Origin of the sequence: Caulobacter sp. 17J65-9 (genome assembly GCF_010975005.1) — a bacterium.
Classification (GTDB): Bacteria; Pseudomonadota; Alphaproteobacteria; order Caulobacterales; family Caulobacteraceae; genus 17J80-11.
Genome location: NZ_JAAIVC010000137.1, coordinates 1 through 11,010, shown reverse-complemented (window position 1 = coordinate 11,010; position 11,010 = coordinate 1). Strand labels below are relative to the sequence as shown.

At 72.1% G+C, this 11,010-nt stretch carries 9 protein-coding genes; 2 read left to right on the top strand and 7 right to left on the bottom strand.

The features are described from left to right. Positions 1-109: 109 nt before the first annotated feature. The 7 genes from G3573_RS16740 to G3573_RS16710 all read right to left on the bottom strand — a co-directional run bounded on the left by G3573_RS16740 (position 110) and on the right by G3573_RS16710 (position 5,158). On the bottom strand, positions 110-367 hold the full coding sequence (locus G3573_RS16740; RefSeq protein WP_240454766.1) for an alkylphosphonate utilization protein: 258 nt from the start codon (positions 365-367) through the stop codon (positions 110-112). Positions 368-485: 118 nt separating this feature from the next. Continuing rightward, positions 486-893 carry a cupredoxin domain-containing protein gene (locus G3573_RS16735; RefSeq protein ID WP_163262688.1) on the bottom strand — a complete coding sequence of 136 codons (408 nt, stop codon included), beginning with the start codon at positions 891-893 and terminating at the stop codon, positions 486-488. Between the two features lie 66 nt (positions 894-959). Next, the gene (locus tag G3573_RS16730; RefSeq protein WP_205598312.1) at positions 960-1,535 is read right to left on the bottom strand and encodes a GNAT family N-acetyltransferase; all 576 of its coding nucleotides are present in this window, start codon (positions 1,533-1,535) and stop codon (positions 960-962) included. A gap of 1 nt (position 1,536) precedes the next feature. Then, positions 1,537-1,836: a hypothetical protein gene (locus tag G3573_RS16725; RefSeq protein ID WP_163262686.1), complete on the bottom strand. Its 300-nt coding sequence runs from the start codon at positions 1,834-1,836 to the stop codon at positions 1,537-1,539. 14 nt (positions 1,837-1,850) lie between these two features. Continuing rightward, complete coding sequence (locus G3573_RS16720) at positions 1,851-2,438, bottom strand: DUF4291 domain-containing protein (RefSeq protein WP_163262684.1); 588 nt, start codon at positions 2,436-2,438, stop codon at positions 1,851-1,853. 46 nt (positions 2,439-2,484) lie between these two features. Then, a complete protein-coding gene (locus tag G3573_RS16715) occupies positions 2,485-3,957 on the bottom strand; it encodes a carbon-nitrogen hydrolase family protein (protein ID WP_163262682.1) in 1,473 nt (490 codons plus the stop codon). 34 nt (positions 3,958-3,991) lie between these two features. After that, positions 3,992-5,158: an alpha-hydroxy-acid oxidizing protein gene (locus tag G3573_RS16710; protein WP_163262680.1), complete on the bottom strand. Its 1,167-nt coding sequence runs from the start codon at positions 5,156-5,158 to the stop codon at positions 3,992-3,994. A 191-nt stretch (positions 5,159-5,349) separates the two neighbouring features. On the opposite strand from G3573_RS16710, the gene G3573_RS16705 reads away from it, so the two are divergent. Both G3573_RS16705 and G3573_RS16700 read left to right on the top strand, forming a co-directional pair. Next, complete coding sequence (locus tag G3573_RS16705; RefSeq protein WP_163262678.1) at positions 5,350-10,350, top strand: alpha-2-macroglobulin; 5,001 nt, start codon at positions 5,350-5,352, stop codon at positions 10,348-10,350. A gap of 23 nt (positions 10,351-10,373) precedes the next feature. Next, a partial coding sequence (locus G3573_RS16700; protein WP_346427406.1) for a transglycosylase domain-containing protein occupies positions 10,374-11,010 on the top strand: 637 nt, incomplete at its 3' end.

Genomic DNA, 11,010 nt, shown 5'->3' with positions numbered 1-11,010 from the left:
CGCCCGAGCCGGCCCGTCCGGTGGCGCAGGCCGCCGCCCCGGCCCGCGCGGAAGCGAGCGGTCAGCCGCAGCGGCTGCTGCGCCCGGGCTCGCTGCTCGACATCAGGGTCTAGTTCTTCTTCACGAACTCGGCGCGCAGGACGAGGCCCTTGATGCCCTCGTAGCGGCAGTCGATCTCCTGCTCGTCGCCGGTCAGGCGGATCGAGCGGATCACCGTGCCGCGCTTCAGGGTCTGGCCCGCGCCCTTCACCTTCAGGTCCTTGACCAGCACCACGCTGTCGCCGTCGGCCAGCAGGTTGCCGACGCTGTCGCGCACCTCGACCTGACCGGCCGAGGCCGCCTTGGCCGCGGCCTCGGCGGCCGGCAGCCACTCGCCGCTGGCCTCGTCGTAGACGTAGTCGTCAGTCTGATCGTTCATGGTGTCCTCGGCTTGTGGCGCGAGGGCGTAACTGCCGGGCGCCGGCGCCGCAAGTCGTCCGGCGCCGTTACTGGACGGTGATGTGGCCGCTCATGCCCATCGGGGCGTGCATGAAGTGCGTGCAGTGGAACTCGTAGGTCCCGACCTGCTGCGGGATCAGAAGCACGTCGCGGGGCGCGCCCTTGTCGACCTCGATCTTCCCGCCGGTGACCATCGCCGCGTCCTGCGGCGCGATCTGGGCCGCGGCGAAGAACTTCGGCGAGCTGAAGCTGTGGTCCCCGGTGCTCACCAGGTGCAGCCGGTAGGGCTGGCCGCGGCGCATGGTGATCGTGTTCGGCTCGAACTTGTAGTTGCTGAGCTGGATCTCGATGGTCTGGGCCGACGACCACTCGCCGCCCTGGGCCTGCGCCGAAACGGCTGGCGGCGAGAGGGCGAGGAAAGCCGCGAGGGCGGCGAACGGCAGAGGCGCGCGCATGATCCCTTCTCCGGTGCTTCGCAGACTCAACGCGCCGCGTGTGGAGGGGGTCCGCGCTTCGCCGGCTCAGGTCGGCGCCCGGCGCATGGCGTAGTTGTGGATCGGCACGCCGCGCAGGACGAAGTCGCGCCGCTCGACCACCTCGAAGCCCTTCCGTTCGAACAGCGAGCGGGCCAGTTCACTGGCCTCGACGTAGAGCGAACGCACCCCGGTCGCCTGCGCGTGGGAGATCAGGGCGTCCAGCACCTGTTCCGCCACGCCGGCGCCGGCCATGTCGGGGCGGCAGTACAGGTGGTCGACGTGGCCGTCCGGCTCCAGGTCGCCGTAGGCCGCGACCGCTCCCTGCGCGTCGACCGCGACCAGGGTCGTGCGCCCGTCCTCCGCCCGCACGCGGAAGGAGGCCGGGTCGGCCGGCGCGGGCGCCCAGGCGGCGACCTGCTCGGGCGTGTAGCGGCGCGGGCCCAGCGTGCGGGCGGAGTCGAAGTAGAGCTGCGCCATGGCCGGCGCGTCGTCGGGCCGGTAGGGGCGCAGGGTGACCTGGGGCGGCATGGTGTCGATCTCCGTGATCTTTGCACCGGAAGGGATGCCGGAGCGCCTCAAGTCCATGGTGGAATCGGAGCGCTCGGGGACGTTGGTGGCCACGTCAGCCGTAGTTGCCTAACGCGACCCCGATCGCCACGGCGACCGCCACCAGGACGATAAGGCTTCCCGCGCCCTTGACGCCCGCGCGCACACCACCCGCGGCGAACCCCATGCCGAAAGCTCCGAAGACGAGCCAACCGATGAAGCCGAGGTGGGGGAGGCTAGGGCGGATCCGCTGCCCGAACACTTCGAAGTGGAAGCCCCACCAAAAGAACATGGCGATCGCCAACACCATGATGGTGAGCCCGATCGCAGGTCGCCCGCGGGGCTGGCCCGAACTGTCATTTCGGGACGTGATCACGGCTCACCCTCCCCTTACGCGTCGATCAAGCTGGCCATTGGATAGGTCTTCTCATCCGGCAGCAGGCGCGTGGCCTCTTCGGTTCGCCCTTCGACCGCCAGCGCATGAATCGAGTGCGCGAGCGGCGTCACGTCCGTGACCCGCTGGATCCAGTCGTTCACGTACCGGGTCACGGCCTCCTTGCTCAGCCCGATCTGGATCGCACGGTGCGCCAGAGGCTGGAGCGACAGGTCGCGCTCCGGGTCCCACTGAATACGGACCGGCGTGTTGGTCTTGATCTCCTCCCAGGTCTCGCGGCTGACGCCGGGCTCCGGGTGGCTTCGGCAGCTGTGGGCCAGCGCCCATTCGAAGCCTTCGCGCGTGATGTCGATCGCCAGGATTCGAGTCTGGCCTTCGTCTTTGAAGCCCCAACCGGCGCGATACATCATCCAGAGGAACGACGGCTTGATCCAGGTCATCCGCTCCATCTTGAAGGGCGGCGACACGAAGGTCTGGTGCTTGAGGGCGCTGTCCGCGATCGCCTCGGAATAGGCCTGGTACACGCGGATGGTGGTGTCGTCGTAGACGGCGCGGATCTGTTCCGCGGGAATAACTTCGTTCATCGAAGCGGTAGATAGAACGTTTGCGGGCGTCCGTCAGGGCGCCGCGTCAAGCTGGCGACGGCGTTCCGACACCGACGCGCCCTGGTTCCGGCGCGGGCCCACGTCGGCGGCCGAGCGCCGCCAGCGCGGCGGCGAGGAGGACGCAGGCCCAGCCCACGACGTCGCCGATCTGCGTGTAAAGCGTGGGCACGGGCGCGGAGACCGGCGCCCGGACGAGCAGGTCCGCGCCGGGCAGCGGCCGGCTCGACGTTTCGGCCAGCACGCGGCCGTAGGGGTCGCTGACGGTCAGGAGGCCCTCGCGCGACGCCCGCACGACGGTGTAGCCGTTTTCCACACCACGCGTGACCGTGGTGCGGCTCTCCATCCAGGCGTCGGCGTAGTTGAAGTCCCACGCGGGGACCAGGACGACCGAGGCGCCGCGCGCGCCGTAGGCCCTCCCGAGCGCGGCGAAGTGCATGTCCTTGCAGACGGCCAGGCCATACTTCGCCCCGCCGATGCTCCGCACCGAGAAGTCGGTCCCCGGAACGTACCGGCCCCGTTCCGGCGGCGCGAGGTAGTGCTTCTGGTATTGGTCGGTCAGCTCGCCGTTCGGGTCGAAGAGCCAGGCCAGGTTCAACTGCCTGCCGCCCTCGTCGAGGCCGACGCCCGCCTCCAGCCAGACCTTGTTCGCGCGCGCCATGGCGCTGAAGCGCGCGCGCCAGGCCTCGGCCGAGGCCGACGGCAGCAGGGCGATCTTTTCCGGCAGGACGACGACCTCGGCGCCTCGGGACGCCAGCGCCGCCACCTTCCGGTCGTAGGCGTCCAGGATTCTCGCCGTGTACGGCCCCGAGGCCTGCAGGCCGATCGCGTCGTCGATCGACGCGATCCCGATCGAGACGGCGTTTCCGGCTGCCGGCGTCTGTAGTCTCACCGTCCCGAAGACAGTCGCCGCGACGACGAGCGCCAGCGTCACGGCGTAGGCCCGCCAGCCGTGGCGAAGGTCACGTCCGAACGCGAGGCCCAGGGCCAGGGCGGAAGGGACCAGGGCCACCAGGAACAGCAAGCCGGGGACGCCGAACAGGGAGGTCAGCTGCAGCAGCGGGAGAATGTCCGCCTGGGAATAGGCCAGGCTGGCCCAGTTCCCGTCCGGCAGCAGCGCCGCCATCAGGGTGTCGGCGGCGACCCAGAAGACCGGATAGGCGAAGACGGTCCACCAGGCCTTGCAGGCGAGCACCACCCGTCGGGTCGCCATGACCACGGCGAACCAGAGCGCCGCCTGGCCCACGACCGCCAGCACCGCGAACTCCAAGGGCGCGACCAGGCGGTAGTACGAGAAGTTCGTGCTGGTCGCGATGAGCGCCGCCAGCGCCACCATCCAGCGCGCGTCGCTCGCCCGGTTCCGGAAGGCGAGCGCCAGCAACGGCGCCGGGGCCAGCCAGACCAGCCACCAGACCGGCGTGAGCCCGACCACGAAGCGCAGGACGACGCCGACCGCGACGGCGGCGAGCGCTTTCAGAACGAACGATCCGAACGAGCGCATTGTCCTCTCCCCGCGAAAGGGCCGGTCGCCCAGCTCACCCCGCCATCAGCGCGTCGCGCCGCAGGCCGGCGGTCGCCTTGTGCCCGGCCAGCGCCAGGGTGAGGTCCAGCTCCGCCAGGATGTTGGCCAGCACCGCCTGCACGCCGGCCCGGCCGGCCGCGGCCAGGCCCCAGACGTAGGGGCGGCCGATGCAGACCGCGTCAGCGCCCATGGCCAGGGCCTTGAAGGCGTCGGCGCCGCCGCGGATCCCGCTGTCGAACAGCACCGGAATGCGCCCGCCCACCCGGTCGGCGCACAGGGCCAGCATCTCGGCGCTGCCGGCCGCGCCGTCGACCTGGCGGCCGCCGTGGTTGGAGACGACGACGCCGTCGAAGCCGTGGGTGACGGCTAGGGCCGCGTCCTCCGGGTGCTGAATCCCTTTCACCAGGATCGGCAGGCGGGTGTGGCGGCGCAGGGTCTTGAGCTTTTCCCAGCTGAGGCTGGGGTCGGAATAGACCTGGGTGAACATCACCGCGGCGGCCTGCGGGTTCTTCTCCGGCGGCTCGGGCAGCATGGCGCGGAACACCGGGTCGGAAGTGTACTGGGCGATGCCCTGGCCGCGCAGGAAGGGCAGGTGGCCCTGGTCGAGGTCGCGCGCCCGCCATCCCAGGATGGTGGTATCCAGCGTGACGACGATGGCCTCGCAGCCGCACGCCTCTGCGCGCTTCGCAAGCGAGGCGACCAGCTCGTCCGAGCGGCCCCAGTACAGCTGGAACCACTTCGGTCCCGGGGCGCAGTCGGCGATCTGCTCCATCGGGAACGACGCCTGGTTGGAGATGATCATCGGCAGGCCCAGCGCCGCGGTGGCGTGGGCGACGGCCAGGTCGGCCTCCGGATGGGCCAGCGACAGCACGCCGATCGGCGCGGTCAGCAGCGGGGCGGGCAGGGTGCGCCCGAACAGCTTCACGGTCAGGTCGCGGCTGGCGCAGTCGCGCGCCATGCGCGGCACCACCTTCCAGCGGTCCAGCGCGGCGCGATTGGCGGCGGCGGTGGCTTCGGCGCCCGCGCCGCCGGCGATGTAGGCCCAGGCTTCGGGGGTGAGCGCTTCCCTCGCGCGCGCCTCCAGCGCGGCCATGTCGAACGGGACGTCCGCACGGCGGCCCTGCAGGCCGTCCATGTAGGTCTGGATCTGACGCGTCAGCCCCGGTCCCACCTCGCTCATCGTCCCCTCCACGCCGCCAACTGAACGCCGTTACCCCTCTTCGACACCGCTAAGCTCCGGCGCGCCCGCGCGCAACGGCGCTCGCCTGGGAAGCGCCCTGGAAAGCGGCCCGGGAAGCGGCGCTGTTGACGCTGCCACATCGTTAAGGTTTGAGTCGAGGAACGCGGGTCTCACGCGCTGGAGGACGGGTCATGGAGTGGTGGAAGAACAGGCCGCTCGTGATCGGCGCGGTTCTGGTGCTGGCCGTCGGCTTCGGCGGCGGCTTCCTGACCGCCAAGGCGTTTCAGGGCGGAGGCGCCGCCGCCGCCCACGGGGGCCTGCTGAAGGCCGCCTCGGGCTTCGCCTCCGGCTTCGGCAAGCCGCGCGACGCCAAAGCCCCGCGCGCCTCGCGCCGGCCCGACGGCTTCGCGGTGTGGCGCCAGCGCATCGACACCACCACCGCCGATCCGCGCGTCTGCGTCGAGTTCAGCCGCCCGCTGGATCCGAAGGCGTCCTACGGCGACTTCGTGCTGGTCTCGCCCGATCCGGGCCGGCCGCCGGCCGTGACGGTGGTCAACGGCACCGAGCTGTGCCTGACGGGCCTGGGCTTCTACGACCGGCGCGTGACCTTCCTGAAGGGCCTGCCGGGCCGCGGGAACGACAAGCTGGCCGCCAACGCCGACGTCGACTTCACCTTCGGCGAGAAGCCGCCCTTCGTGGGCTTCGCCGGCGAGGGCGTGATCCTGCCGCGCGAGGAAAGCGACGGCGTGCCGATCGAGACGGTCAACGTCTCCAAGCTGGCGGTCGAGGTCTGGCGCGTGCCGGACCGCAACCTGGTGCGCCGCGAGATCGCCGCGCCCTCGCCGACCGGCGACGGCGAATATCCGGACGACTGGGGCTCGGACAGCCCCGACCAGGAAGGCCGGGTGATCTGGAAGGGCGAGATCCCGGTGCGCGCGCCGCAGGGCCGCCGCGCCACCACCGTCTTCCCGCTGGGCGCGGTGCTGAAGGAGATGAAGCCCGGCGCCTACGTCATCAAGGCGCGCGACGCCTCGGGCGGCCGCGACCTGAAGAAGGGCGACGACGAGTACGATCCCAACCCGCCGGCCCAGGCGAGGCGATGGGTGCTGTTCACCGACATGGCGCTGGTCTCCTATCGCGGGGCCGAGGGCCTGGACGTGGTGGTCCGCTCGCTGAAGACCGCCAAGCCGATGGGCAGCGTGCGCGTGGCCCTGGTCTCGCGCAACGGCGAGGATCTGGCCGAGGGCAGCTCCGACGCGCAAGGCCGCGTGCACTTCGCGCGCGCGCTGCTGGACGGCAAGGGCAACGAGGCCCCCAAGATGGCGATGGCCTACGGGCCGGGCGCCGACTTCACGGCCATGGACCTCGACCGCGCGCCGGTCGACCTGTCGAACCAGGGCGTGGGCGGCCGTCCCGTCGAGGGCGCCGCGGCCCTGACCGCCGGGCGCAGCGCGTCTTCCGTGGTCGACGCCTATGTCTACGCCGACCGCGGCGTGTACCGCCCCGGCGAGACCGTGCGCCTGGTCGCCCTGCTGCGCGACGCGGAGGCCAAGGCGGTGAAGGACCGCAAGGGCTCGCTGATCGTGAAGCGGCCCTCGGGCGTCGAGGCCTTCCGCTGGCGCTTCGAGAAGACCGCCGAGGGCTTCGCCTCGGCGAACGTGGTGCTGCCCAAGAGCGCGCCGCGCGGCCGCTGGACCGCCACGGTCGAGATCGAGGGCCTGGACGAGCCGGCCGGCAAGCTGAACTTCTCGGTCGAGGACTTCGCGCCGCAACGGCTGGCGGTCGACGTGGCCGCCGATGCGTCGAAGCCGCTGCGCGCCGCCGACGAGGAGCGCAAGATCGGGGTGGACGCCCGCTTCCTGTACGGCGCGCCGGGCGCGGGCCTGCAGGTGCAGGGCGACGCGCGGGTGAAGCCCGACTACGACCCGTTCCCGGCCTACAAGGACTTCCGCTGGGGCGACGAGCAGGCGCCTTTTGAAGAGAAGTTCCTCGAGCTGGGCGAGACCGTCACCGACGGCGGCGGCGACGCGGCCCTGGTGTTCAAGGCCGCCGACGTGGGCGACACCGCCCAGCCGCTGAAGGCCCTGCTGAACGCCTCGGTGTTCGAGCCGGGCGGCCGGCCGGTGCGCGAGGGCGCCGAGCTGAAGATCCGCCAGCGCGAGAAGTTCCTGGGCGTGAAGGTCGATCCGGGCGAAGCCAACTGGCGCGGCACGCCGACGGTGACCATGGACGTCATCGCCGTCGATCCGTCCGGGACCCGCGTGGCGGCGCCCGGCACGCGCTGGACCCTGGTGTCCGAGAACTGGGACTACGACTGGTTCCAGCAGGACGGCCGCTGGCAGTGGCGGCGCACCAGCCGCGACGTGGTCGTGGCCTCGGGCAAGATCGACGTCGGCGCGGGCGGCGCCGCCAAGCTGAGCCGCCGCCTCGACTTCGGCGACTATCGCCTGCTGCTGGAAGAGCCGGTCAGCGGCGCGCGCACGGTGGTGCGCTTCGCCGCCGGCTGGGGCGCGCCCGCCAAGGACGCCGAGAGCCCCGACATGGTCCGGGTCAGCGCCGGGACCAAGCCGCACGCCCAGGGCGACACCGTCACGGTCAACATCAAGGCCCCCTACGCCGGCCAGGCGCAGGTGGCGGTGGCCACCGACCGGATCCTGGAGCTGCGCAACATCGACGTGCCCGCCGGCGGGACCAGCGTGAAGCTGAAGACCTCGCCGGCCTGGGGCGGCGGCGCCTACGTGCTGGTCAGCGTGGTCCAGCCGCGCGATCCGGTGGCGACGCCGAAGCCGCGCCGGGCCATCGGCCTGACCTACGTCTCGCTGGACCCGAAGAACCGCAAGCTGGCGGTCGACCTCGGCGCGCCGGCCAAGGCGCGCGGCCGCGACCAGCTGGTCGTGCCGGTGAAGGTGAAGGGCCTGCCGTTCGGCCAACGCGCGCGGGTGACCGTGGCCGCGGTCGACCAGGGCATCCTCAACCTGACCAAGTTCCAGAGCCCCGATCCGGCCAAGTGGTACTTCGGCAAGCGGGCGCTGGGCGTCGACTATCGCGACGACTACGGCCGGCTGATCGACCCGAACATGGGCGCGGCCGCGGCCCTGAACTACGGCGCCGACGAGATCGGCGGCGAGGGCCTGACCACCACGCCGATCAAGACCGTGGCCCTGTGGTCCGGCGTGGTCGAGACCGGTCTCGACGGCACGGCCAAGGTCGTGCTGCCGGCCGCCGACTTCAACGGCGAGCTGCGCCTGATGGCCGTGGCCTGGACCGACGAGGCGGTGGGCGCGTCCGAGGAGAAGATGACCGTGCGCGAGCCGGTGGTGGCCGAACTGGCCCTGCCGCGCTTCCTGGCCCCGGGCGACCGGGCTTGGGCGACGCTGGAGCTGCACAACGTCGAGGGCAAGCCGGGCGTCTATTCGGCCATGATCCGCGGCGCCAAGGGCATACTGGTCAACTTCCAGAAGGCCTATCAGCTGCTGGTCGGCCAGCGCGCGGTGGAGCGGGTGGAAGTCGCCGCGCCCTCCCGCGCCGGCGTCGGCGGCGTCACCTTCGACGTCTCCGGCCAGGGCTTCCAGTACGGCCGCACCTACGGCCTGGAGACCCGCCCGGGCTGGGGCTCGGAAACCCGGGTGACCAGCGAGCTGCAGAAGCCGGGCGAGGCCTGGACCCCGGCGGCCGCCCTGCTGGCCGGCTATCAACCCGGCTCGGCCAGCCTGCAGGTGTCCTATTCGCCGTTCCGCGGCTTCGACCCGGCCCCGATCGCGGCCGGCCTGTCGCGCTATCCCTACGGCTGCACCGAGCAGATCGTCTCGGCCGCCTATCCGTGGCTCTACGCCACCCAGGCCACCGCCGACGGCAAGACCGCCGCGCGCGCCGATCCGCTGCTGAGCCAGGCGGTCGGCCGACTGCTCGACCGCCAGTCGGCCGACGGGGCCTTCGGCCTCTGGCGCGCCGGCGACGGCGAGGCGGACGCCTGGCTGGGCGCCTTCGCCACGGACTTCCTGGTCGAGGCTCGCAATCGCGGCGCGCCGGTGCCGCAGGCGGCGCTGGACAAGGCGCTGTCGGCCATGCGCCAGATCTCCCGCCCCGAGGGCTGGGCGCCGATCTCGTATCGCACCGAGTATCCGACCTGGTGGGCCGGCAACGAGGACGCCTCGCGCGACGCGACCAAGCGCATGCGCTCCCAGGCCTCGGCCTATGCGCTGTACGTCATGGCCAAGGGCGGCAAGGGCGACCTGGCCCGCCTGCGCTGGTGGCACGACGTGCAGTTCAAGTCCGAGCGCTCCCCGCTGGCGCGCGCCCAGATCGGCGCCGGCCTGGCCATGATGGGCGACAAGGCCCGCGCCCGCTCGGCCTTCAAGCAGGCGGTCTCTTCGCTGGGCTACCGCGCGCCGGACGACTGGTACCAGTCGCCGCTGCGCGACCTGGCCGGGGTCGTGGCCCTGGCCTACGAGGCCGGCGAGAAGGACCTCGCCCGCGACCTGCAGAAGCGGCTGGACGGGGCGGTGAAGGACCCCGACGCGCTCAACACCCAGGAGCAGGCCCGCCTGCTGCAGGCGGCCCACTACATGGTCCGCGCCGCCGGCGTCATGCGCATCGAGGCTGGCGGCGTCACCCAGCTGACCGCCGCCGGCGGCGCCCAGCGCTGGAGCGTCGGCAAGCTGGCCGACGCGCGCTTCACCAACCGCGGCTCGGGCGCCCTGTGGCGCACCGTCACCGTGCGCGGCGCGCCGGCCCAGGCGCCGGGCGCCATCAACGCCGGCGTCACCCTGCAGAAGAGCTTCTTCACCATGCAGGGCGCGGGCGTCGATCCGTCGACGCTCAGCCAGGGCGACCGGGTGGTGATCCGCGTCTCGGGCAAGAACGGCCAGGGCCGCACCGTGCCGCTGGTGATCGACGACGCCCTGCCGGCCGGCTTCGAGATCGAGACCGTGCTGTCGCCGGAAGACGCCAAGGACGGCCCGTTCAAGTTCCTGGGCGAGCTCTCCAGCGCCAACGCCCAGGAGATGCGCGACGACCGCTATGTCGCCGCCATGAGCCTGCCCGGCAGCGAGCCGTTCGCGGTGGCCTACGTCGCCCGTGCGGTGACGCCGGGGAACTTCTACCTGCCCGGCGCCGAAGCCCGCGACATGTACCGGGCCTCCGTGTTCGCCCGCACCGCGGGCGGCCGCACGGCGATCGGCGCGGGGGGCTGAGGCGGTCAGACTGAGCGTGTGCAGTGAAGCTTGGTGAGAACCCGAACCTGATCCGCCGCCTGACGCTGGGCCTGTGCGCCCTGCTGGCGGCGGAAACGGCGGTCCTCGCGCTGGACGCCGTGTTCGCCCCGGACATGGGGCGGGCGCAGCGGTCCTCGCCGGTGGCGCTGGATCGCAACGGCGCGTGGCTGCGGGCCCTGCCGGTGGAGGACGGCCGCTGGCGGGTGCGCGCCGACCTGAAGCGCACCGACCCGACCTTCCTGAAGCGGCTGACGGCGGTCGAGGACGCGCGCTTCCGCCTGCACCTGGGCGTCGATCCGCTGGCGGTGGCCCGAGCGGCGGCCGGCAACGCGGCGGCAGGCGGCGTGGTGTCGGGCGGCTCGACCATCACCATGCAGACCGCGCGCCTCCTGGAGCCGCGCCCGCGCACCCTGGCGTCCAAGGTGATCGAGGCGATCCGCGCCGTGCAGCTGGAGACCCGGCTGTCCAAGGACGAGATCCTGGCCCTGTACCTGACGCTGGCACCCTACGGCGGCAATCTGGAGGGGGTGCGCGCCGCCTCGCTGTCCTACTTCGGCCACGAGCCGGAGAGCCTGACCGCCGGCGAGCAGGCCCTGCTCATCGCCCTGCCCCAGGCCCCCGAGGCGCGCCGGCCGGACC

What these genes read in the sequence shown, in the direction of transcription:
- G3573_RS16735 (WP_163262688.1), bottom strand. Translation starts at nt 893, where the DNA reads ATGCGCGCGCCTCTGCCGTTCGCCGCCCTCGCGGCTTTCCTCGCCCTC.
- G3573_RS16720 (WP_163262684.1), bottom strand. Translation starts at nt 2,438, where the DNA reads ATGAACGAAGTTATTCCCGCGGAACAGATCCGCGCCGTCTACGACGAC.
- G3573_RS16715 (WP_163262682.1), bottom strand. Translation starts at nt 3,957, where the DNA reads ATGCGCTCGTTCGGATCGTTCGTTCTGAAAGCGCTCGCCGCCGTCGCG.
- G3573_RS16710 (WP_163262680.1), bottom strand. Translation starts at nt 5,158, where the DNA reads ATGAGCGAGGTGGGACCGGGGCTGACGCGTCAGATCCAGACCTACATG.
- G3573_RS16705 (WP_163262678.1), top strand. Translation starts at nt 5,350, where the DNA reads ATGGAGTGGTGGAAGAACAGGCCGCTCGTGATCGGCGCGGTTCTGGTG.